This window comes from Pseudomonas sp. PDM14 (assembly GCF_014851905.1).
Classification (GTDB): Bacteria; Pseudomonadota; Gammaproteobacteria; order Pseudomonadales; family Pseudomonadaceae; genus Aquipseudomonas.
The window spans coordinates 216,355-238,493 of sequence record NZ_JACVAQ010000001.1; the positions used below are offsets into that span (position 1 = coordinate 216,355).

The 22,139-nt window shown below is 66.0% G+C and carries 17 protein-coding genes and 1 riboswitch; of the genes, 10 read left to right on the forward strand and 7 right to left on the reverse strand.

Going from position 1 to position 22,139, the window contains the following annotated elements; all coding sequences use genetic code 11:
* Nucleotides 1–150 precede the first annotated feature (150 nt).
* Nucleotides 151–1,356 carry a chromate efflux transporter gene (chrA, locus tag IB229_RS00865; protein WP_318652100.1) on the forward strand — a complete coding sequence of 402 codons (1,206 nt, stop codon included), beginning with the start codon at nucleotides 151–153 and terminating at the stop codon, nucleotides 1,354–1,356.
* Nucleotides 1,357–1,457: 101 nt separating this feature from the next.
* Nucleotides 1,458–1,682, forward strand: coding sequence for a hypothetical protein (locus tag IB229_RS00870; RefSeq protein WP_192323998.1), 225 nt, complete (start codon nucleotides 1,458–1,460; stop codon nucleotides 1,680–1,682).
* 18 nt (nucleotides 1,683–1,700) lie between these two features.
* On the opposite strand, the gene IB229_RS00875 is transcribed toward IB229_RS00870, so the two are convergent.
* The 6 genes from IB229_RS00875 to IB229_RS00900 form a co-directional block, all read right to left on the reverse strand.
* Nucleotides 1,701–2,819 (reverse strand): response regulator, encoded by a 1,119-nt coding sequence (locus IB229_RS00875; protein ID WP_192324000.1) that lies wholly within the window; start codon nucleotides 2,817–2,819, stop codon nucleotides 1,701–1,703.
* A gap of 6 nt (nucleotides 2,820–2,825) precedes the next feature.
* Entirely contained in the window at nucleotides 2,826–3,332 is a 507-nt protein-coding gene (locus IB229_RS00880) for a PAS domain-containing protein (protein ID WP_192324002.1), read from the reverse strand.
* Nucleotides 3,329–3,652, reverse strand: coding sequence for a circadian clock KaiB family protein (locus IB229_RS00885; protein WP_192324004.1), 324 nt, complete (start codon nucleotides 3,650–3,652; stop codon nucleotides 3,329–3,331). The genes IB229_RS00880 and IB229_RS00885 overlap by 4 nt, the downstream gene beginning before the upstream one ends.
* Nucleotides 3,649–3,972, reverse strand: coding sequence for a circadian clock KaiB family protein (locus tag IB229_RS00890; RefSeq protein ID WP_192324007.1), 324 nt, complete (start codon nucleotides 3,970–3,972; stop codon nucleotides 3,649–3,651). The genes IB229_RS00885 and IB229_RS00890 overlap by 4 nt, the downstream gene beginning before the upstream one ends.
* Nucleotides 3,969–5,660 carry a circadian clock protein KaiC gene (gene kaiC, locus IB229_RS00895; protein WP_192324008.1) on the reverse strand — a complete coding sequence of 564 codons (1,692 nt, stop codon included), beginning with the start codon at nucleotides 5,658–5,660 and terminating at the stop codon, nucleotides 3,969–3,971. The genes IB229_RS00890 and kaiC overlap by 4 nt, the downstream gene beginning before the upstream one ends.
* 146 nt (nucleotides 5,661–5,806) lie before the next feature.
* Entirely contained in the window at nucleotides 5,807–6,064 is a 258-nt protein-coding gene (locus tag IB229_RS00900; RefSeq protein ID WP_192324011.1) for a hypothetical protein, read from the reverse strand.
* A 446-nt stretch (nucleotides 6,065–6,510) separates the two neighbouring features.
* On the opposite strand from IB229_RS00900, the gene IB229_RS00905 reads away from it, so the two are divergent.
* Nucleotides 6,511–7,233 carry a Crp/Fnr family transcriptional regulator gene (locus tag IB229_RS00905; protein WP_192324012.1) on the forward strand — a complete coding sequence of 241 codons (723 nt, stop codon included), beginning with the start codon at nucleotides 6,511–6,513 and terminating at the stop codon, nucleotides 7,231–7,233.
* 41 nt (nucleotides 7,234–7,274) lie between these two features.
* Here IB229_RS00905 and IB229_RS00910 read toward each other — a convergent pair whose 3' ends face one another.
* The gene (locus IB229_RS00910) at nucleotides 7,275–7,511 is read right to left on the reverse strand and encodes a hypothetical protein (protein WP_192324014.1); all 237 of its coding nucleotides are present in this window, start codon (nucleotides 7,509–7,511) and stop codon (nucleotides 7,275–7,277) included.
* A gap of 328 nt (nucleotides 7,512–7,839) precedes the next feature.
* Between IB229_RS00910 and IB229_RS00915 the strand changes: the two genes are divergently transcribed.
* From IB229_RS00915 to IB229_RS00945, 7 genes are all read left to right on the forward strand, one after another.
* Nucleotides 7,840–16,446: a glycoside hydrolase family 94 protein gene (locus tag IB229_RS00915; protein WP_192324016.1), complete on the forward strand. Its 8,607-nt coding sequence runs from the start codon at nucleotides 7,840–7,842 to the stop codon at nucleotides 16,444–16,446.
* Between the two features lie 147 nt (nucleotides 16,447–16,593).
* On the forward strand, nucleotides 16,594–16,809 hold the full coding sequence (locus IB229_RS00920) for a general stress protein CsbD (RefSeq protein ID WP_192324018.1): 216 nt from the start codon (nucleotides 16,594–16,596) through the stop codon (nucleotides 16,807–16,809).
* Nucleotides 16,810–16,827: 18 nt separating this feature from the next.
* Nucleotides 16,828–17,028, forward strand: a complete 201-nt coding sequence (locus IB229_RS00925) for a hypothetical protein (RefSeq protein ID WP_192324020.1) — start codon at nucleotides 16,828–16,830, stop codon at nucleotides 17,026–17,028.
* Nucleotides 17,025–17,912 carry a diguanylate cyclase domain-containing protein gene (locus IB229_RS00930; protein WP_192324029.1) on the forward strand — a complete coding sequence of 296 codons (888 nt, stop codon included), beginning with the start codon at nucleotides 17,025–17,027 and terminating at the stop codon, nucleotides 17,910–17,912. Before IB229_RS00925 ends, IB229_RS00930 begins: the two co-directional genes overlap by 4 nt.
* Before the next feature lie 87 nt (nucleotides 17,913–17,999).
* Nucleotides 18,000–18,626 (forward strand): hypothetical protein, encoded by a 627-nt coding sequence (locus IB229_RS00935; protein ID WP_192324031.1) that lies wholly within the window; start codon nucleotides 18,000–18,002, stop codon nucleotides 18,624–18,626.
* A 185-nt stretch (nucleotides 18,627–18,811) separates the two neighbouring features.
* Entirely contained in the window at nucleotides 18,812–19,345 is a 534-nt protein-coding gene (locus IB229_RS00940) for a glyoxalase superfamily protein (RefSeq protein ID WP_192324033.1), read from the forward strand.
* 136 nt (nucleotides 19,346–19,481) lie between these two features.
* A riboswitch (cobalamin riboswitch) is annotated at nucleotides 19,482–19,828 on the forward strand.
* A gap of 160 nt (nucleotides 19,829–19,988) precedes the next feature.
* A complete protein-coding gene (locus IB229_RS00945) occupies nucleotides 19,989–22,127 on the forward strand; it encodes a TonB-dependent receptor (RefSeq protein ID WP_192324035.1) in 2,139 nt (712 codons plus the stop codon).
* Nucleotides 22,128–22,139 lie beyond the last annotated feature (12 nt).

Consider the following 22,139-nt stretch of genomic DNA (forward strand, 5'->3'; position numbering starts at 1 on the left):
AACGCGGCGCCTGGCGAATCCGTTCGACCGCAGCCACGGCGGCTTGCTCCCGCTTATTTCTGCACACCGACAATGGCCCGCCAGCCGGCTCCATTGCGCCGGCGGTTTTGCTATGGTGCTTGCCCCAGCCGCCCCGCCACAGGTGATGCCATCGACCCTGCCGCCACCCCTGACCGCTCCGCCTGGTCGATCTTTCTGATCTTCCTGCGCCTGGGCCTGACCAGCTTCGGCGGGCCGATCGCGCACCTGGGGTATTTCCGCCAGGAGTTCGTCAGCCGTCGGCGCTGGCTGAGCGAGCAGAGTTACGCTGACCTGGTCGCTCTCTGCCAGTTCCTGCCCGGCCCCGGCAGCAGCCAGGTCGGCATGGCCCTGGGCCTGTCGCGCTGCGGCTACCTCGGCGCGCTGGCGGCCTGGGCCGGCTTCACCCTGCCCACCGCCGTGGTGCTGATCCTCTTCGCCCTGGGCATCTCGCGCTACGGCGACCTGTTGCCCGCCGGCGTGCTGCACGGCCTGCAGGTGGTCGCCGTGGCAGTGGTCGCCCAGGCGCTGTGGGGCATGGCGCGCACCCTCTGCCGTGGCGCATTGCGCCTGCTCCTAATGGTGCTGACGGCCATGCTCGTGCTGCTGATCCCCACGGCGCTCGGGCAGATCGGCGCGATCCTGCTCGCCGGCCTGGTCGGCCTGCTGCTGATCAAACCCGCGCACCTGCCGGCCCACGAGCCATTGTGGCCGGCGATCCGAGCCCGCGCCGGGCTGTGCTGGCTGGGCCTGTTCGTCGCCCTGTTGATCGCCCTGCCGCTGCTGCGCAGCCTCTACCCCAGCCAGGGCCTGGCCATGCTCGACATCTTCTATCGCAGCAGTGCCCTGGTGTTCGGCGGCGGCCATGTGATGCTGCCGCTGCTGCAGGCCGAACTGGTGCCAGCCGGCTGGATCAGTGACGAGGTATTCCTCGCCGGCTACGGCGCCACCCAGGCCATGCCCGGGCCGCTGTTCGCCTTCGCTGCCTTTATCGGCGCCTCGTTGAATGGCCCGCCGAATGGCTGGCTCGGAGGCCTGCTCGGCCTGGTGGCGATTTTCCTGCCTTCGATGCTGCTGGTGTTCGCCGCCCTGCCGTTCTGGGAACGCCTGCGCCGCAGCCAACGCAGCCAGGCAGCGCTGGCCGGAATCAACGCCGCGGTGGTCGGCCTGCTACTGGCGGCCCTCTACGACCCGCTGTGGACCAGCGCCATTCGCGGCCCGCAGGACATCGCCCTGGCCCTGCTGGCGCTGGTCGCGCTGATGTTCCTGCGCGTGCCGCCGTGGCTGGTGGTGCTGGCCAGCGGCGTGCTGGGCGGCGTCAGCAGCGCGCTGTTCTGAGAGCCGGGTGCGCCCATACCCGCGTTGCAATTTTTAGTTGGAATCGCGATAGCGTTCGCCGGTCCGAATCTATACAGAACAAGCCGTAAGGCGGGTGGTTTATGCAGAAGTTGAATGACGAGGAGCTGCTGGTATGGGACCGCTACGTGTCGGCTGCGCTGATTCTGATCGGTGAGCTGCACGTGTCATCGGCTACCCAGAACAACGCCATGCAACCGGCGTCCCTGAGCGGTGGCGCCGACCTGGACGAAATAGCCTCGAATGCCGCCGAGCTGGCCGACGCCCTGTTGCAGCAGCGGCACCGTCGACGCCAGGGCAGCCTCTGAGGTTTCACCCGACAGGCACTATTCGGCGGCGCCGGTGCTCTCGATCAGGGTCTGCAGCTGAGCGATGGTGAACGGCTTGCGCAGCACCGTGGCGCTGGCACCGACCGCGCGCTCCAGCTGTTCGGTATCGGAAAAGCCGCTGATGAAGATGATCGGCAGCCCCGCGCACTTGACCCGCGCCCGCTGCGCCACTTCAGCGCCATTGATGGTAGGCATGGCAAAATCGAGCAGCACCAGGTCCGGCTCCAGTGTCTCGATCTGCCGCAAACCCTGCTCGCCGCCGGATGCTTCGTGGACCTGGTGACCGAGCAGCTCGAGCATGTCGATCACCACGCGGCGCACCTGGTCGTCATCGTCGATCACCAGAATGCGTTTCTTGCGCAGCCTGGCTTCCGGCGCTGCCACCGGCAGCTCATTGGCGCCTGCACGGCTGTGCGTACAGGGTAGCGTCAGGTACACCTGGGTGCCCTGGCCGAGCTGCGACTCAATGCGCACCACCCCGCTGGACTGCTCGACGATGCTCTGCACCTGAGCCAGGCCCAGGCCAGTGCCGGCGCCCAGTACCTTGGTCGTGTAGAACGGGTTGAACGCCTTGAGGCGCACGTCTTCGGACATGCCGCTGCCGTTGTCGCCGATGCACACCTGCATCTCGCCAGGGCCGCTGTCGCCGATGCCGGCCGGTTGGTGGCGGGTGGCTATAAGTAGCTCGCCGCCCTCGGTCATGGCATCGCGGGCATTCAGCGCCAGGTTGAGGATGGCCAGCTCGAGCTGGGTCGAGTCGCTCAGCACCCAGTGCCGGCCAAGCTCCAGTTCCAGGCGGATACGCACGTTGGAGCCCAGGGAGCGCTTGAGCAGATCGGTCATTTCACCGATCACCTCGTTGATCACCAGCGGCTTGAGTTCGATCTTCTGCGAGCGGGAAAAGGCCAGCAGCTGCGCAGTGAGCTTGGCGCCACGGTCGGCAGCCTTCATCCCGGCTTCGGCCCAGGCCGGCACACGCGGCGAGTCGCTGCGATGGATGATCAGGTCCAGGCTGCCCTTGATGCCCTGCAGCAGGTTGTTGAAGTCGTGGGCCAGGCCACCGGTCAGCTGGCCCAGTGCCTCCATCTTCTGCGCCTGGCTCAGGCGCGCCTCCATCAGACGCTACTGAGTCAGGTCAGTGACGATGCCGCAGATGATCGGGCTGCCGGGGCCCTCTCCATCCAGTGCGCGAAACGACAGGTAGGCGGGGAACACCGAACCGTCCTTGGCCAGCAGATCGAAGTCGCCGCGCCCGGCCGCGTTGGCACTGGCGCCGAGAAATTCGAGAAAGCGCGGACGCTCGGCAGGCGTGACGAACTCGACGAATTCGCGGCCGACCACCTGCGCCGACCCATGCTGAAGGATTTCGCACAGACGCTGGTTGCCGTAGAGAATCACCCCCTCGGGCGACATCGACAGCGCGCCTTCCTGCATTTGCTCGATCAGCGTGCGGTAGGGCCGGTCGGCGCTTTCCAGGGTGTACAGGCTGACGCCCTCGCCGTTGTCGATGAACAACGCGTCGACACTGCCGGTGCGGATCGCCTCCAGGGTGTCTTCGGCCTCGCGCAGCTTGCGCGTGAGCTGCTCGATGTACTGCTCGTCCGTCATCCCGGGCACACGTTCGATCATGGGTAATCCACCCCCCCGATACCCAGCGCCGAGCGCAGCTTGTCAAGATCGGAGAGGTCGCCGATCAGCAGGCGAGTCGGCTCCGGCAAGAGTTTGAGCAGGGTCGGCACGGCGATGATCTGCGCCTCGCGCGCCGCCCGCGGGTTCTGGTAGATGTCGATGACTTCCAGGCTGTAGCGCTCGCTGAGGTGCGCGTCGCACACCGTGCGCAGGTTCTGGATGGCGCGTGTCGAGCGCGCGGTATTGCCCGACACGTACAGCCGCAGCACGCAGAACTGCTCGGAGCTCTCGCATCCGGGCAGCTGCGTGGTAGTGCTCACGTTGCCGACTCTTTGCGGATATCCAGACCGACCAGAACCTTGTCCGTGTTGGACAGGTCGCCGATGATTTTGACCAGCGGTGTGGGCAGGTGGCGCACCAGGGTCGGCAACGCGAGAATCTGGTCGCCAGCGGCCAGTTGCGGGGTCACACGGAGATCGATGACTTCGATGGTATATGCCCCAGCCAGGTATTCCTCACAGATGCGCTGCAGGTTGCGCAGCGCGGTAACCGACTTCGGCGTCTGCCCCGCCACATACAGGCGCAGCGCGTAGTGCCCCTCGGGGCCGATTGCATCGGGATCGATCGGCTGCGATGTCATTCCACCAGCCCTCGGGCTGCAGCCAGGCGCTGTCGCACGTCATCTTCGGACAGCAGCTGGCGGGTTTCATCATCGACCAGCAGAGCCTCGTCTTCTTCCTCGACCTCCAGCGCGGCACGCATCTCGGCGATCTTGCGTTCGAGCTGGGCGCGGTGCTTTTCCTTCTCGCGCTTGCGCTGCTCGAGCAGTTGCTTGCGCTGCTCGGCCTCGCGCAGCTCGCGCGCTTCCTGATTGAGCCGCGCCGATCCCGTGAGTACACCGTGGGGGCCGACATAGGGACGCACCAGGGAAATGCCGTGCTCGTCGATATGGTATTCGCGCACCTGGTTGGAATGGCCCATGCCACGCGACTTGAGCACGTAGAGCAGACGGTTGTGTTCGCCGTCCGCCTCGACACTGCTCAGCGACACCCAGGTGTCCATCAACGAGGAGACTTCGCGGTCGAGGCCATCGGAACGGCTCTTGGCGTCCGACAGGCTGGTGAAGATCGCGGTGATCGAGCGCTGCTTGAGCAGGTCGACTAGGCGCAGCAGGGTCGCATGCACCTCCGACTCGGGGCCGCGGAACGCCGAGATCGGGTCGATCACCACGGCCTGCGGTTCGAACTCGAGAATCTCGCGATACATGCGCGCCAGGTGCACTTCCAGACCATACAGGCTCGGCCGCGCCGACTCGATGCGCAACAGGCCATTGTCGCTGTAGGCGCTCAGGTCGAGCCCCACCGAACGGAGGTTGCGGATCAGCTGGCTCTGCGATTCCTCGAAGGAAAAGAACAGGCAGCGCTCGCCGCGCAGGCAGCAGGCATTGATGAAGCTGGCGGCGAAGGTGGTCTTGCCGGTACCGGCGAGGCCGGAGACCAGCACGCTGGAACCGCGGAAATAACCGCCGCGGTGGAGCATCTGGTCGAGGCCGCTGATGCCGGTCTGCACCGTCTCGCTCGGCGCGTCGTGGTTGAGGCCGGCCGCGGTGATCGGCAGTACGGTGATGCCGTGCTCGTCGATGAAGAACGGGTATTCGTTGGTGCCGTGCGAGGAGCCGCGGTACTTGATCACGCGCAGGCGACGGGTGGTGATCTGGTCGACCACGCGGTTGTCCAGCAGCACCACGCAGTCCGAGACGTATTCCTCGATGCCATAGCGGGTCAGCTGGCCTTCGCCACGCTCGCCGGTGACGATGGTGGTGACGCCCCGTTCCTTGAGCCAGTAAAACAGGCGGCGCAGTTCGGCGCGCAGCACGCTGATGTCCTTGAAGCTGGAGAACAGCGCCTCGATCGTATCGAGCACCACGCGTTTGGCGCCGATGCTGTCGATGGCGTAACCCAGGCGCACGAATAGACCTTCGAGGTCGTACTCGCCGGTTTCCTCGATTTCGCTGCGGTCCAGGTAGACGTGATCGATGGTGATCAGTTTCTGCGCGATCAGCGCCTGCAGGTCGTACCCCAGGGACTCGACGTTGTCGACCAGGTCCTTGGGCCGCTCCTCGAAACTCATGAACACACCGGGCTCGCCGTCTTCGGTCGCGCCCTTGACCAGAAAGGTCATGCCGAACAGCGTCTTGCCGCAACCGGCAGCGCCGCAGACCAGCGAAGGCCGGCCCTCGGGCAGGCCACCCAGGGTGATTTCATCGAAACCGCTGATGCCGGTCGCGACTTTGTTGAGTTGGGGCGTGGAAGCGTTATCAAAGGTCAATTATTGGCACCTGAAAAGTCTGTCCGACAATTCGGCGAGTCAGTGAGAGTGTGGCTGCTGCGAGTGTGACTGCCGATGCGGCAAAAAGATCGACATATAAATGAGCGATCCCCCGGTGCCGAGGATGAGTCTGTGTCCGCGTCCGCTCAGCGGCCTTTATCCGCAGCTTCCACGAGCTGGGCACGAGTGCGGCGGGGCGCGAGCTGGACGTCGAGAATCTTGATCCCGAGCTGTTCCAGGCGCTCGTCGTTGCTCAGGCCAGTTGGCTCCGAGGGCGCATCCGACTGGCCCAGTTCGGCGGCCAGCACGGTGAATTTCACCGCCGAGATATGCGGAACGAAACGCGCCTTGAGCATGCCGGTGCGCACCTCGCCATCGCGCGAATAAGTGACCAACCAATTCAATTTCTGCCCTCCCTACCTGAAATGAGCACGCCAACTGCATCAGGCCTCTCTGGCTGGGCCTTTATCTGCGGTTTCTGAAGATTACCGCAGGAATCGGCGAGGGCAAGCGTTGGCATGCGGTAGCAGGCGACGAAGTAATCCTGTACCGCGCCCGGCTTAAGAGTAGAGTTGCGCGATGCCCCGCCGCTCGCCAGCACCTCTGCGCACGGCAAACGCCCCCAGCCTGTAGCCTGCGCGGTCTTGCGCAGCCGATGGCTACCTCAGTTGTAATGCCCCCTCATTCGCCGCCGTGACGGCGTGATCACCGCGGTGCGACGTCCTCCAGGCGGAGAAATCGCAGACGCCCCAAGCGACGTTGTTGCCGCTGGTCGCCTGCACTCTACAACGCACCCATCGCGGATGCCGACGGCCAACGCGCCGGTGATTCATTCCTACAGGCGGTAAGCATGTCCGTGACACCTCAGCAGAACCACCTTCTCGCCGCTCTCCCCGCCGAGGTCCAGAGTCGACTGTTCGAGCACTTGGAGCTGATCCAGCTGCAACTCGGCGATGTGCTGTACGAGCCTGGTGACGCCCTGCGCAATGTCTACTTCCCCACCAACGCCATCGTCTCGCTGCTCTACGTGATGGAAAGCGGCGCGTCGGCAGAGATTTCAGTGGTGGGCAACGAAGGGCTGATCGGCGTCGCAGTGTTCATGGGGGGCGAGAGCACACCGAGTCGGGCCATTGTGCAAAGCGCAGGCTCGGCCTATCGCCTGGCCGGGCAGCGCCTGAAAGACGAATTCAACCGTCATGGGGAAATGCTTCAACTGATGCTGCGCTACACCCAGGCGCTGATCACGCAGATGGCACAGACCGCCGTGTGCAACCGCCACCACAGCATCGATCAGCAACTGTGCCGCTGGTTACTGCTGTCACTGGACCGCCTGCCCGGCAATGAGCTGATCATGACCCAGGAACTGATCGCCAACATGCTCGGCGTCCGCCGCGAAGGCGTGACCGATGCTGCCGGCAAGCTACAACGCCTGGGCGTGATCGAGTACAGCCGCGGGCACATCACCGTGCTCGACCGGCCCAAGCTGGAACGCCTGAGCTGCGAGTGCTATGCGGTGGTGAAGAAGGAAACCGATCGCCTGCTGCCGTACCTGCACGCGCGTCAGCGTGACTAGATCAAGGCTGGGCACGGCCTACATCGCCCGACCAGGACAACTCAGTACCCGTTGCAATCCGGGTTGATGCGACGTTCCTTCGGCGGCGGTATCTCGGCCACGGGTTCATTGCTGGCATCGCCAGGCACGACCTGGGGAATGCGCTCGACCTTGCCGAACGGCCGCTGGTACATCACGCCACCATGCTCCTGCTTGGGCAGGCTGGTCTGTTTGGGCTTGCGCGGCTGATCGGTAGACGGCTGATCAAGGGTGGGCGGGTTCTCGTCGGATACTTTCATGGTGACCTCGGCTGTCCGCGCTCCACGAGTTGCGCAGCGACGGCCCACTGACAGTGGCCCTCCCCACCGACAGCGTCGGTGCGCCAGCGCGCTTAGCGGGTGATTGGTTGTGACAGGCCCGGTTTGCAGGCAATTGCCGGGCCTATGTGCGCTAGCGGACAGACGCCTGCCGGTGCCAGCGGCAGACTGGTACCCAGCAGAGCTCCGTCAACGCCGTTTGCCGCCTCCCCTGTCCCGCTCGGGCATTTGCCCGCAAGCCAGCGCCGTCTGGGCACCGCACATCACCGAAGTCACGTCGTTGCAATCAGGCGTGGTGGTCAAGGAACCGATGAACAGTCTATGGAACCGCTCTCTGTCGCGCCTGCGCGGCCTACCTCGCAAGTTCGAATATGAACCCGTCCTGCGCGCCGAACTGTTCAGCACCGAACAGATGGCCAGCCATGGCAGCCAGCTCGCCGCCCAGCACCAGTTGAGCCAACGCTCCACCCACAACTCGCTGCTCGCGCGCCTGGCCGACAATGAAACGCTGCTCGCACGCAGTTGCGAGATGCTCGGCCAGGTGCCGCAGGCGACACGCCGCGCCACCCCGGCGGCGGAATGGCTGCTGGACAACTTCTACCTGGTCGAGGAGCAGATCCGCACCGCGCGCAAGCACTTGCCGCGGGGCTACAGCCGTGAGCTGCCGAGCCTGGCCAATGGGCCATCCAGCGGCCTGCCACGGGTCTATGACATTGCCCTGGAAACCATTTCCCACGGTGACGGCCGGGTCGACGCGGAAAGCCTCAGCCGTTTCATCGAGGCCTATCAGTCGGTCACCCCGCTGACCCTCGGCGAACTGTGGGCGATCCCGATCATGCTGCGCCTGGCGCTGATCGAAAACCTGCGCCGCGTGGCCTCGCGGGTGATGGCCAACTGGGACGACCGCAACCTGGCCAACGACTGGGCCGACCGCCTCAGCGAAACCGCCGGGCTCGACGCCAAGAGCGTGGTGCTCACGGTGGCCGACATGGCCCGCTCGCAGCCACCGATGACCAGTTCGTTCGTCGCCGAACTGGCCCGGCGCCTGCAGGGCCAGAGCGCCGCCCTGATCCTGCCCCTGACCTGGATCGAGCAGACCCTCGGCGAGAACGGGCTGAACATCGAGCGGCTGGTCCAGCTCGATGCGCAGCAGCAAGCCTCGGAACAGGTGTCGATCAGCAACAGCATCGGCAGCCTGCGTCTGCTCTCGGCTACCGACTGGCGCAGCTTCGTCGAACGCATGAGTCACGTCGAACAGGTATTGCGCCAGGACCCGGCAGCGATCTATGCCGGCATGGACTTCGCCACCCGCGACCACTATCGCCATGTCGTCGAACGCCTGGCGCGCCACTGCAACCACGCCGAAGAGCAGGTCGCTCAGGCCGCCGTCGACCTGGCCGAGTCGCATCAAGGCATCGGCGTGGCCGGGCACGTCGGCTACTACCTGGTGGACAAAGGCCTGAGCGAGTTGCGCCGCCAACTCGCGGCGCGCATGCCGCTGGGCGATGGCTGGCAGCGCCTGCTGCGCCGTGCGCCGCTGGTGTTCTTCCTACTGCCGGTCTTGCTTCTCAGCGTGCTGTTCGCCTGGCCCTTCGTCGATGCCGTGCGCACTACGGGCCTGAGCAACACGCCCCTCGTGCTGCTGAGCATCGCGACCCTGCTGATGACCAGTCGTTTGGCCCTGGGCCTGATCAACTGGCTGGTGACGCTGACCGTGACACCCACCCTGCTGCCGCGTCTGGACTACAGCGATGGCATTCCACAGCAGTCACGCACCCTGGTGGTCGTGCCAACCCTGATCGCCAGCGCCCGCGATATCGAGGAGTTGGTCGAAGGCCTGGAGGTACGTTTTCTCGCCAACCGCGACGCCAACCTGCACTTCGCCCTGCTGACTGACTTCATGGACGCGCCGAACAAGGTGCTCGACGAAGACGCCGCCCTGCTACGCCAGGCGCGCCAGGCCATCGAGGCGCTCAATGCCAAGTACCCGCCGGTCGGGGCCGAGCGCTTCTTCCTGTTCCACCGTCCGCGCCGCTGGAGCGTGGCGGAGCATGTGTGGATGGGCCACGAACGCAAGCGCGGCAAGCTCGCCCAGCTCAATGCGCTGTTGCGCGGGCATGGCCAGGAGCACTTCGCGCTGATCGTCGGCAACATCGCCGCGCTGCCGCCAATCGCCTATGTGATCACCCTCGACACCGACACCCAGTTGCCGCGCGATGTCGCCCGTCAGCTGATCGGTGCCATGGCCCACCCGCTGAACCAGGCGCAGCTCGACCCGACCAGCCGATGCATCAGCGCCGGCTACGCGATCCTGCAGCCACGGGTGGGCATCAGCCTGCCCAGTGTCGGCCGCTCGCCCTACGCCCAGCTATTCGGCAGCGATGCCGGTATCGACCCCTATACCCGCGCCGTGTCCGACGTGTACCAGGACCTGTTCGAGCAAGGCTCGTTCATCGGCAAGGGCATCTACGCCGTGGATGCCTTCGAGACCGCTTTGCAAGGGCGCTTCCCCGACAATCGCATCCTCAGCCACGACCTGATCGAAGGCTGCTACGCCCGCGCCGGGCTGCTCAGCGATGTGCAGCTGTACGAGGAACACCCGGCGCGCTACAGCGCCGACGTCAAACGCCGGCACCGCTGGATTCGCGGTGATTGGCAGCTGTTGCCCTGGCTGCTGCCGTGGACACCCAAGCCCGAGGGCGGCCTGGAACGCAATCGCCTGGACGCCCTGGCGCGCTGGAAGATCGCCGATAACCTGCGCCGCAGCCTGGAGCCCGTGGCCTTTCTTGGCCTGTTGCTGTATGGCTGGTTCGGCGGCGTGCCGGCGCTGCCTTGGACGCTGGCGGTCGTCGCCCTTGTACTGGCGCAGCCGCTGCTCAGCTCGCTGCTGGAACTACGCCGCAAACCTCATGACGTACCGCTCGGCCAACACCTGCGCGCCACCCTGCGTTCGGCCGTGCAGCACTTCAGCCGCGGCCTGCTGACCCTGGTATGGCTGCCGTTCGAAGCACAGTTCAGCGTCGACGCCATCGCCCGTACCCTGTGGCGGGTGCTGATCAGTCGGCGCCACCTGCTGCAATGGGCGCCCTCGCGCGAAGTGGAACGCAGCGCCCGCAATGACCTGCCCGGCCTCTATCGGCTGATGTGGATCGCCCCGGCGCTGGCGCTGTTGGCGGCAGCCCTGCTGCTGCCGTCACCGGCGGTACTCGCCGTCGCCAGCCCGTTGCTGCTGCTCTGGCTGGCTTGCCCGGCCATCGCCTGGTGGCTGAGTCGGCCATCGGCGCGTAGCGCCTTCAGCCCGTCTGCCGAAGAGCTGCGCTTTCTGCGCAACCTGGCGCGCAAGACCTGGGCGTTCTTCGACCAGCATGTCGGCCCGGCAGACAACTGGCTGCCGCCGGACAACGTCCAGGAACAGCCCGTCGCGGTCATCGCCCACCGCACCTCGCCAACCAACATGGGCATGGCCCTGCTCTCACACCTGGCCGCCCACGATTTTGGCTACCTCAGCGCCAGCCGCTTGCTCGCCAGGCTCGACCAGTCGTTGAGCAGCATGGGCCGCCTGGAGCGCTATCGGCAGCATTTCTACAACTGGTACGACACGCAGACCCTCAAGCCCCTGCCGCCGCACTACGTGTCAACGGTGGACAGTGGCAACCTCGCCGGCCTGCTGCTGACCCTGCGTCCGGGCCTGCTCGAACTCGCCGACCAGCCCATCGTCAACCCGCAGCTGTTCCGAGGCCTGGGCGACACCCTGGCCGTGCTGCACGACGCCATGCTCGCCGTACACATGGATGCGCGCCCCTTGGCAAACCTGCAGGCGCACCTGCAGACGGCGCAGGACGATCAGCCGAATGCCCAGGTCGCCGGCGAGCGCCTGTGGCAGTTCATCCAGCAGATCGAGGCCCTCACCCCACTCCTTGCCAGCCTGCCGGAGAGCGAGGCCCAGCGCTGGATGCAGGCGCTGCTGACGCAGTGCGCCGAACAGCATGCAGAGCTCGCCGACCTGTACCTGCCTGCGCCCAACCCAGGCACAACACCAGCATTGGCCACCTGGCGCCAGCTGGCGCAAGTGGACCCCGAGCTGTGGCCCGTCGCCGCCCGCGAACGCGTGCTGCGCGTACGCCGTCACGCGGCCGCACACATGGCCACCGCACAGCGCCTGGCGCACCTGGCCGGCGAGCTCGCGCACATGGATTTCAGCTTCCTCTACGATGCCCGCCGCGACCTGTTCGCCATCGGCTACAACGCCGATGAAAACCGCCTGGATGCCGCTTACTACGACTTGCTCGCCTCCGAGGCGCGGCTGACCAATTTCGTCGTCATCGCCCAAGGTCAGCTGCCCCAGGAAGGCTGGTTCACCCTCGGCCGCCTGCTCACCAACAGTGGAGGTGTGCCGGTGCTGCTGTCCTGGTCCGGTTCGATGTTCGAATACCTGATGCCGATGCTGATCATGCCCAGCTATGCCGGTACCCTGCTCGACCAGACCTGCGAGGCGGCCGTTGCCCGACAGATCGAGCATGGCCTGCAGCTCGGCCTGCCCTGGGGCGTGTCCGAGTCCGGCTACAACACCCTGGACGCCCAGCTCAACTACCAGTACCGCGCCTTCGGCGTGCCTGGCCTGGGCCTCAAGCGCGGCCTCGGCGAGGACATCGTGGTCGCGCCCTACGCATCCGCCCTGGCCCTGATGGTCGCGCCGGAAGCCGCCTGCAAGAACCTGCAGCGCCTGGCAGCACAGGGCCTGGCCGGCACCTACGGACTGTACGAGGCGGTCGACTTCACCCCGGCACGCCTGCCGCGCGGGCAGAGCTCCGTGGTGGTGCAATCGTTCATGGCCCACCACCAGGGCATGAGCCTGCTGGCCCTGGCCTACGTGCTGCTGGACCGGCCGATGCAGCGCCGCTTCGAATCCGATCCGCAGTTCCAGGCCACCGCCCTGCTGCTGCAGGAACGCGTGCCGAAATCCGCCGCCCAGTACCTGCACGCCGCCAGCGCACCGGAGGCGGACGCCGCCGCCCGTGCGGTGGAAACCAAGCTGCGCGTGTACACCGACCCGGACCGTCGCCGCCCCGCCGTGCAGTTGCTGTCCAATGGCAACTACCACGTCATGGTCAGCAGCGCCGGCGGTGGTTACAGCCGCTGCAACGAGCTGGCGGTGACGCGCTGGCAGGAGGACATCAGCGGCGACAACTGGGGCATGTTCTGCTACCTGCGCGATGTCGCCAGCGGTGCTTTCTGGTCCGCCGCGCACCAGCCGGCGCTGCAGCGCACGGCCAGCTACGAGGCGATCTTCACCGACGCCCGTGCCGAGTTCCGCGTGCGCGAACGCGACTTCGACAGCCACAGCGAAATCGTCGTCTCGCCCGAGGACAACATCGAGCTGCGCCGCCTCACCCTAACCAACCGTGCCCGTGTACGACGCAGCCTGGAACTGACCAGCTACGCCGAAGTGGTACTCGCCCCGGCCATCGCCGATGCCCTGCACCCGGCGTTCAGCAAACTGTTCGTGCAGACCGAGCTGCTGCCGGCGCTGCAGGCCATCCTCTGTACCCGCCGACCGCGCGCCAGCCACGACGCCACGCCGTGGATGTGCCACCTGCTGGCCGCCCACGGCGTCGACATCGACGCGATTTCCTACGAAACCGACCGCGCCCGCTTCATCGGCCGCGGCCGCAGCGCCGTCAACCCGGCAGCCATGGACCGCGGTGCTGAGCAGCTGTCCGGCAGTGCCGGCTCGGTGCTCGACCCAATCGTGGCGATCCGCTGCCGCATCACCCTCGACCCCGGGCAGAGCGCGACCATCGACCTGGTCACCGGCATCGGCGACACCCGCGAGGCGTGCCTGCAACTGATCGACAAGTACCGCGACCGTCACCTCGCCGACCGTGTGTTCGGCCTGGCCTGGACCCACAGCCAGGTGCTGTTGCGCCAGCTCAATGCCTCACTGGCCGACGCACGTCTGTTCGAGCAGATGGCGGCCTCGATCCTCTACGCCAACCCCTCGTTGCGCGCCGAGCAAGGCGTACTGGCGAGCAACCAGCGCAATCAGTCTGACCTCTGGGGCCAGGCGATTTCCGGCGACCGGCCAATCGTACTGGTGCAGATCGCCGCCCCGGAGAACATCGAGCTGGTGCGACAATTGGTGCAGGCCCACGCCTACTGGCGACAGAAGGGCCTGAGCGTGGACCTGGTGATCTGGAACGAGGATCAGGTCGGCTACCGCCAGCACCTGCAGGACCTGGTCATGGCGCTGGTCACCTCGGGCAGCGAAGCCCACCTGGTCGACCGCCCCGGTGGCATCTTCGTCCGTCCGGCGCAGCAGCTGTCCAGCGAAGACCGCCTGCTGATGCTCGCCGTGGCGCGCCTGGTGCTCAGCGACAGCAAGGGCAGCCTGGCCGAACAGGTGCATCGCCGCCGCGTCGAGCCACCGCTCACCCGTTTTGATCCGACGCTGATGCGCCTGCCACCGGCGCTTGCCGCACCTGCTACCGCGCCAGCTTGCGCATCGCTGCTGCTGGGCAATGCGCTCGGCGGCTTCAGCGCCGATGGCAGCGAGTATGTGATCCACCTCGCCCAGGGCGCCAGCACGCCGGCGCCCTGGGCCAATGTGCTGGCCAACCCGCACTTCGGCTCGGTGATCAGCGAAAGCGGCAGCGCCTACACCTGGAGCGAAAACGCCCACGAGTTCCGCCTCACCCCCTGGCGCAACGATCCGGTCGGCGATGCCAGCGACGAAGCCCTGTACTTGCGCGACGAGGACAGCGGCCACTACTGGTCGCCGACGCCACTGCCGCGCCCCGGCGTGGGCGCCTACGTCACCCGCCACGGCTTCGGCTACAGCGTGTTCGAGCACGAGGAAGACGGTATCCACAGCGAGCTGTGGGTGTACGTGGCACTGGATGCACCGATCAAGTTCTCGCGCCTAAAGATCCGCAACCGCTCCGGGCGCACACGGCGACTGTCAGCCACCGGCTACGTGGCCTGGGTGCTCGGCGACCTGCGCGAGAAATCGGCGATGCACGTGGTCACCGAGGAAGATGCCGTCAGCGGTGTGCTGTATGCGCGCAACGCCTTCTCCATCGAATTTCCCGGGCGCGTCGCGTTCTTCGACGTGGACTCGCCAGCGCGCAGCATCAGCGGTGATCGCAGCGAATTCCTCGGCCGCAACGGCAACCTCAACGCCCCGGCGGCGATGGGCAAACCGCGCCTGTCGGGGCGCACCGGCGGCGGCCTGGACCCTTGCGCGGCGATCCAGGTGGCACTGGAGCTGGCCGACGGCGACAGCCAGGAGATCGTCTTTCGCCTCGGCGCCGGGCACGACGCCGGAAGCGCCGCACGCCTGGCCCAGGCGCATCGCGGCAGCGCCGCCGCCACGCAGGCGCTGGAGAACGTGCGCCTTCACTGGCGCGACACGCTGGGGGCAATCCGCATCGAAACCCCCGAGCCAGCCATTGACGTACTGGTCAATGGCTGGCTGATGTACCAGGTCATCGCCTGTCGCTTCTGGGCCCGCAGCGGCTACTACCAGTCCGGCGGCGCCATCGGCTTTCGCGATCAGCTGCAGGACAGCATGGCCATGCTCCACGCCAGCCCGGCAGCCTGCCGCGACCACCTGCTGCTGTGCGCCGCGCACCAGTTCGTCGAAGGCGACGTGCAGCACTGGTGGCATCCACCGCTGAACCGTGGCGTGCGCACCGCCTGCTCCGACGACTACCTGTGGCTGCCGCTGGCCAGCAGCCGCTACGTGCGCCTGACCGCCGACCATGGCGTGCTCGACGAGCCGGTCGGCTACCTCGAAGGCCGCCTGCTCAACGCTGGCGAGGAGTCCTACTACGACCTGCCGCAGCGCTCGTCCCTGCAGGAAAGCCTCTACCAGCACTGCGTGCGCGCCATCGAGCGTGGCATGAGCCTGGGCGTCCACGGCCTGCCGCTGATCGGCTGCGGCGACTGGAACGACGGCATGAACCGCGTCGGCGAACAGGGGCGCGGCGAAAGCGTGTGGCTGGGCTTCTTCCTCTACGACGTGCTGCAACAGTTCGCCCCGATCGCCCGCCTGCAGCAGGACGATGTCTTCGCCCAGCGCTGCGACGCGCATGCCGCGGCGCTGCGCATCAGCCTCGAAGAACACGGCTGGGACGGAGCGTGGTACCGCCGCGCTTACTTCGACGACGGCACGCCACTGGGCTCCGCGGCCAACGAGGAGTGCCGCATCGACTCCATCGCACAGAGCTGGTCGGTGCTGTCCAACGCGGCCGGAGATGACCGCCGACGTACCGCCATGGACTCGCTGGAGCGACACCTGCTGCGCCGCGACGTCGGCCTGGTGCAGCTACTCGACCCACCCTTCGACAAGGGCGCACTCGACCCGGGCTACATCAAGGGTTACGTGCCTGGCGTACGCGAAAACGGTGGCCAGTACACCCACGCCGCGATCTGGGCGGGCATGGCCTTCGCCGCGCTCGGCGACAGTGTCCGCGCCTGGGAGCTGCTGCGCCTGATCAACCCGGTCAGCCACGGCGACGATGCCGCCATCGCCGTGTACAAGGCCGAGCCCTACGTGGTCGCAGCCGATGTCTATGGCGTGGCGCCACACGAAGGTCGCGGCGGCTGGAGCTGGTACACCGGCTCGGCGGGCTGGATGTACCGGCTGATCGTCGAATCGCTGCTCGGCGTGCAGCGCGAGGGCGCCCGTCTCACCCTGCAACCGGTACTACCGGAATATTGGCCGGGCTTCACCCTGCACTACCGCTTCGGCAGCACGGCGTACCGCATCGAGGTGACGCAGAGCCGCGAGCCGACACAGACCTTCCTGGACGGCGTATTACAGGTCGGCAGCGCAATCACCCTGGTTGACGACGGCGCGCCGCACCACGTGCAGATCCGCTGTCAACCGACGACCGCCCTGCCCTATGCGGCATAACGCACCGACCGCCTCGGGCTCACGTGCGAAGGTAATCGTACTGGGGCCTGATCCTGCCATGCGACACGCACGGTAGCTTCCGCCCCATTGTTTTTGTTGCCGCTGCAGCTACCTGGCCGTCGGCAGCCTGCACACAAGGAGTCACCCATGGCCCGGCCAATTGCCGACATCATCCAAGCCAACTGGCGCCAGCTCGCCAGCCTCGCCCGTGTGGTGTGGGACGAGCTGACCCTCGACGAGCTGATCAAATCCGGCGGCGATGCGCAGAAGCTCATCGGCCTGGTACAGACCCGCTACGACATGACACGCAGTGACGCGGAAAAACAGGTCATGAGCTTCTTCGAACGACATCGCACCACCTGATCATCGCGAGGTTCCAGCATGCTCTGCGCCTATTTCGTGGTTGCCCGTGAATCCGGCAACATCATTCGTGTCATCCGGCGCAGCAGCCCGCCCGACGACAGCGCCACGGTCACCAACGTCTACGCCGCCTGCTCCAGCCTGCATCACTACGAGACGCTGTACGAGAGCGGCCAGGACCTGATCAGCCTGAAGAGCGTGTCGCAGGGCTGGGCCGCATGAAAGCGGTCGCCCAGAGCCTGCTGATCAAGGCACTGGAGTCCGCGACCAACGCCATTCTGATCAGCGACCACGCCGGCACCATCGTCTGGGTCAACCAGGCGGCCCTGGACATGGGTGGCTATGCGCACAGCGAGATGATCGGGCACAACCCGATGCACCAGGAAACCGAGCGCATCCACCAGGAGCGCTACCAGGACATGTGGCAGACGCTGCTCACCGGCAAGCCCTGGCACGGTGAACTGCAGGCCCTGTGCAAGGATGGCAGCCGTTGCCGGGTCAATCAGGTGGTGACACCGCTGCTCGATGACCGTGGCACCATCACCCATTTCATCACCATTCAGCACAGCTTCGCGGTGGTCGAGGAAGACCACGCGGAAATGCGCAGGCTGGCCTACCACGATGACCTCACCGGCCTGCCCAACCGCGCGCTGTTCATCGACCTGGTGCACCAGGCCATCCAGCACGCAGCGCTGCACCACAAGCAGTTGGCGGTGATGTTCATCGACCTCGACCAGTTCAAGATCGTCAACGACACCCTCGGCCACGCCTGCGGCGACAAGCTGCTGGTCGCCGTCGCCGAGCGGCTGAGCCGCGCCGTGCGCCGCTCCGACGTAGTGGCGCGACTGAGCGGCGACGAGTTCGCCATCCTCATCAGCAACCTCGATCAGGCCAGCATCGCCGACACCCTGGCACAGCAACTGATCGCCAGCATCGACCGCCTGTTTCGCATCGACGAACACCAGATCGCCACGCACATCAGTGTCGGTATCAGTTTCTATCCGCGTGACGGCCACTCCTTCGAGGGCCTGATCACCCGTGCCGACGCTGCCATGTACTGCGCCAAGGCGGCCGGCGGTGGCGAGGTGCGCGTCAGCCAGTGGTAAAACGCGGGCGCGTTCAGGGTCGATTCGCCGCGCGCATGCAGGTATCGTCTGCGTCTTCGCCCGATCCGCCAGGAAAGCCCCCGCTCCATGAGTCAGCCAGCCGTTCGTACCGCCCTTCTCGCCGTCCTGTTGGCAAGCGCCGCCCCCGTCCTGGCCAAGGTCGAGATCGAGGCCGTGCAGCACAAGAGCATCGGCCCGATGCTGGTGGCCAAGGTCTCCGAGGACATCGCCCCCGGTGATTACGAGGTGCTGATGAAGGGCATCATGGCCAACCCCGGCACCTTCGCGCAGAAGGTGGTGATGCTCGACAGCATCGGTGGCAGCGTGCCGGAAGCCATCCGCATGGGCCGCCTGCTGCGCGAAACCGATTTCGACACCCTGGTGCCCTCCACCGGCGTGTGCCAGGGCACCTGCGTCTACCTGCTGGCGGCCGGACGCAAGAAGACCGTGCGCGGGCATGTCGGTATCCACCGGCCGTACTACGCCAACGGAGATTCGGCCCAGGGCGAGGCGCGCTATAACGGCGTGCGCTACAACGCTGCGGCCTACCTGCGTGAGATGAACGTGCCAAGCACCCTGATCGAGGAGATGAACCGTATCGACCCGCGGCAGATGCGCGTGCTCAGCCCGGCCGAGCTGGCGCGTTTTCGCCTCAGCTCACCGACCGTCTCCGCGCCAGCACCAGTGGCAGCCCCGGCACCCGCCAAGAAGTAACCATTGCCCCGAGCGGCGCCTGCCGTTAGCATCGCCAGCCAAGGCCGATGCTGCCTGCCGCTCGCACCCTACGGGGTTTGGTGAAAGCATCGTTTCCCGACTTCGCCCCTTTCCATCTCGATTGGCGAACGCCTCAGCAACGCGAGCACTGACCCGCACTTTCGCCAGCAGAAGGATGGATACGCATGCGCGAACTCCCCGACGCCAAGGCCATGGCCAAGGCACTCAGAAACACCCTCAAGCACCAGCAGATCGACATCAGCCACAGCCAGGCGCTGGAACTGGTCGCCGCCCAACTCGGCTACGCCAACTGGAACGTCCTCGCGGCCAAGCTCGCCAGCGCCGAGGCCGATGGCATCCATTTCGCGCAGACGGCGCCGATCTTCCGCATCTTCGATGAAGCCAAGGCGCGGGAATTCTATGTCGACTTCCTCGGCTTCAACCTCGACTGGGAACACCGCTTCGGCGACAACTTTCCGCTGTACTGCCAGGTGTCGCGCGCCGGTCTGGTCCTGCACCTGAGCGGTCACCACGGCGACGCCAGCCCCGGCTCGACCGCCTACATCACCATGCATGGCGTCGAGCGCTTCCAGCAGGAACTGGCCGGCAAGGACTACACCTACATGAAGCCCGGCATCGAAGCGCTGCCGTGGGGCAAACAGGTGACCGTGACCGACCCGTTCAGCAACCGTATCCGCTTCTGCGAGCCGGACGACTGACCGCACTTCCCCTTGACTGACCGGCATGGCACGCGGCGAACGTACTGTTCGCCGCGCGTTTTCCTGCGCCTGCAATTCGCGTCTCGGCAAAACCGTTAACAATTCAACGCGTTGACTCGATTCATCATCGGTGGTCAGATGCGCGCCTGTTTCAGGTGCCCCCTGCCGCCGTGCTTGGGGTGAAACGGGAAACCGGTGCGTCCTTAGCACCTGTTCACGATCTCCTGCCCGTCGGCCAAACAGCGTTAAAAACGTCCTCGGAATGCTCATTTACAGTTCGTAAACTGCGCTTCCTCGGCCATTTTTGCCTCGTTTGGCTCTAGTTCAGAAGATCGTGAACAGGTTCTTAGGGACTAGTCCGGTGCTGCCCCCGCAACGGTAAGCGAGCGAACCATTCGACAGACCACTGTGCCTCGGCATGGGAAGGTGAATGGTTCATGACCCTCGCAAGCCCGGAGACCGGCCTGAACAGGTTGTGCGAAAACCACTGCGCTCGTACGCGCCGTTTTCACGCAGCCTGAAGCATTGTTTGGCAAACCCGCGGTGGGCGGGCGCAGGCCGGTTTCCGTGGGCGCGTGCGCCTGCGATTCCCTATGCGTTGTTCCCTCCGGGATTCATTCATTCCTGTTTCGAGTGGAACGACATGTCCCGTATCTCCCCTAGCAAAACCCTTTCCGGCAAAGCCCTGCGCGCGAGCCTGGCACCCTGCCTGCTCTTCGCCCTGCCGCTGCACGCCGCAGACGACGACACGGCCCTGGCCCTGCCCTCCACGGCCATCACCGAGACGGTAGACCAGCCCGAGCAACCCGACCTGCACACGCCGACCACCACCGGCTCGCGCCTCAACCTCAGCGCCCTGCAGACCCCGGCCAGCGTCACCAGCATCGGCGCCGAGCAGATCCAGAGCCGCAACAACGCCACCGTGCAGGACGCAGTCACCCGCTCGCCGGGCATCACCTTCGTCGGCTCGCCGGGCAACGGCGGCACGGCGCTGTCGGCCCGCGGTTTCAGCGGCCACAGCTCGACCATGCAGCTGTTCGACGGCACCCGCCTGTACGTCGGCGCGGGCACCGTGACGTTCCCGATCGACACCTGGTCGGTCGAGCGCATCGACATCCTCCGCGGCCCGGCCTCGGTGCTGTACGGCGAAGGTGCCACCGGCGCCGTAGTCAACGTGGTGCCGAAGAAGCCCTTCGCAGGCGAGATCCGCAATCGCCTGCGCCTGGGCTACGGCTCCGATGACCGCCGCCAGGGCGCGCTCGACAGTGGCGGCTCGCTGAGCGACAGCCTCAGCTACCGCTTCAACATCAACCAGCAGGCCAGCAACGGCTGGGTCGACCGTGGCGACTCGGAAAGCCTGGCGATCAGCGCCGCCCTGCGCTGGGAGGCCAGCGACGACCTCAGCTTCACCTTCTCCCACGACTACGGCGACCTGCAGCCACAGCAGTACTTCGGCACCCCGCTGGTAGACGGTCGCTACCGCGAGAGCCTGCGTGAGCACAACTACAACGTCGACAACGCCACCGTGCACTACAACGACCAGTCGACCCGCCTGGTCACCGACTGGCGCATCAGCGACAACATCACCGCCAGCAACCAGCTGTACTTCCTCAAGACCCAGCGCCGCTGGCGCAACGCGGAAACCTATACCTGGCAGCCCGGCGACGTGGTAGACCGCAGCGACTTCATCAGCATCAAGCACACCCAGGAACAGCTCGGCGACCGCCAGAGCTTCACCTTCGAGCATTCGCTGTTCGGCCTCGACAGCCGTACCGTGGTCGGCGCCGACTACAACTCGATCCGCTTCGTGCGCAAGCACGACTTCGGCAACACCTACGGCGACAGCGTACCGCTGGGCCAGTCCGGCGGTGGTGGCTACGTCAGCAACGACCCGTACCGTTCGCGCGACGGCAGCCAGGCGCGGCAGTTCTCGCTGTTCGCGGAGAACCGCACCCAGCTCACCGAGCAACTCTCGCTGGTCACCGGCGTGCGCCGCGACCAGGTGCACCTGGACCGTACCGATATCCCTAACGACATCCGCAGCGACCGCAGCCTGACCGGCAACAACTGGCGCGCCGGCCTGGTGTTCGCGGTCAACGACGACCTTTCCGTCTATGGCCAGCACGCTACCAGCACCGAGGGCGTGAACAACCTGCTGACCCTCAATGCCAGCCAGCAGCAATGGGATCTGACCGAAGCCAAGCAGAATGAAATCGGTATCAAGCAGCAGTTTCTCGATGACCGTGGCGAGTGGACCCTGGCCGCCTACCACATCGTCAAGAAGAAGCTGCTGAGCACCGACCCGGCCAACCCGACCGTGCAACAGCAGATCGGCCAGCAATCCTCGGACGGTATCGAGGCGACCCTGGAGCTGAGCCTGCCGTACGCCATCCAGCTGTCCGCCAACGCCGCTTTCGTGCGTGCCGAGTTCGACGAGTTCGCCAGCGGCGCCAACGACTACCAGGGCAACCGCCCGACCAACGTGCCGCGTCGCTCGGCCAACCTGTGGCTGAGCAAGGCCTTCGCCGAGCGCGTCACCGCTGGTGCCGGCGTGCGTTACGTCGACAAGCGCTACGCCGACAACGCCAACGACAGCGAGCTGCCGAGCTACACCGTGGTCGACGCCACCCTCGACTGGCACGTGCAGCCGGACGTGACGCTGGGCCTGCAACTGAACAACCTGTTCGACCGCCAGTACGCCAGCACCTCGAGCAACAACGGGGCGCAGTGGTACCTGGGCGATCCGCGCTCGTTCTTCGTCACGGCCGACTACCGCTTCTAAACCAGGCGCCTG

Excerpts from the sequence above, each read along its gene's own strand:
- IB229_RS00870 (WP_192323998.1), top strand. The coding sequence starts at position 1,458 with ATGCAGAAGTTGAATGACGAGGAGCTGCTGGTATGGGACCGCTACGTG.
- IB229_RS00875 (WP_192324000.1), bottom strand. The coding sequence starts at position 2,819 with ATGGAGGCGCGCCTGAGCCAGGCGCAGAAGATGGAGGCACTGGGCCAG.
- IB229_RS00880 (WP_192324002.1), bottom strand. The coding sequence starts at position 3,332 with ATGATCGAACGTGTGCCCGGGATGACGGACGAGCAGTACATCGAGCAG.
- IB229_RS00890 (WP_192324007.1), bottom strand. The coding sequence starts at position 3,972 with ATGACATCGCAGCCGATCGATCCCGATGCAATCGGCCCCGAGGGGCAC.
- IB229_RS00905 (WP_192324012.1), top strand. The coding sequence starts at position 6,511 with ATGTCCGTGACACCTCAGCAGAACCACCTTCTCGCCGCTCTCCCCGCC.
- IB229_RS00910 (WP_192324014.1), bottom strand. The coding sequence starts at position 7,511 with ATGAAAGTATCCGACGAGAACCCGCCCACCCTTGATCAGCCGTCTACC.
- IB229_RS00915 (WP_192324016.1), top strand. The coding sequence starts at position 7,840 with ATGAACAGTCTATGGAACCGCTCTCTGTCGCGCCTGCGCGGCCTACCT.
- IB229_RS00920 (WP_192324018.1), top strand. The coding sequence starts at position 16,594 with ATGGCCCGGCCAATTGCCGACATCATCCAAGCCAACTGGCGCCAGCTC.
- IB229_RS00925 (WP_192324020.1), top strand. The coding sequence starts at position 16,828 with ATGCTCTGCGCCTATTTCGTGGTTGCCCGTGAATCCGGCAACATCATT.
- IB229_RS00930 (WP_192324029.1), top strand. The coding sequence starts at position 17,025 with ATGAAAGCGGTCGCCCAGAGCCTGCTGATCAAGGCACTGGAGTCCGCG.
- IB229_RS00935 (WP_192324031.1), top strand. The coding sequence starts at position 18,000 with ATGAGTCAGCCAGCCGTTCGTACCGCCCTTCTCGCCGTCCTGTTGGCA.
- IB229_RS00940 (WP_192324033.1), top strand. The coding sequence starts at position 18,812 with ATGCGCGAACTCCCCGACGCCAAGGCCATGGCCAAGGCACTCAGAAAC.
- IB229_RS00945 (WP_192324035.1), top strand. The coding sequence starts at position 19,989 with ATGTCCCGTATCTCCCCTAGCAAAACCCTTTCCGGCAAAGCCCTGCGC.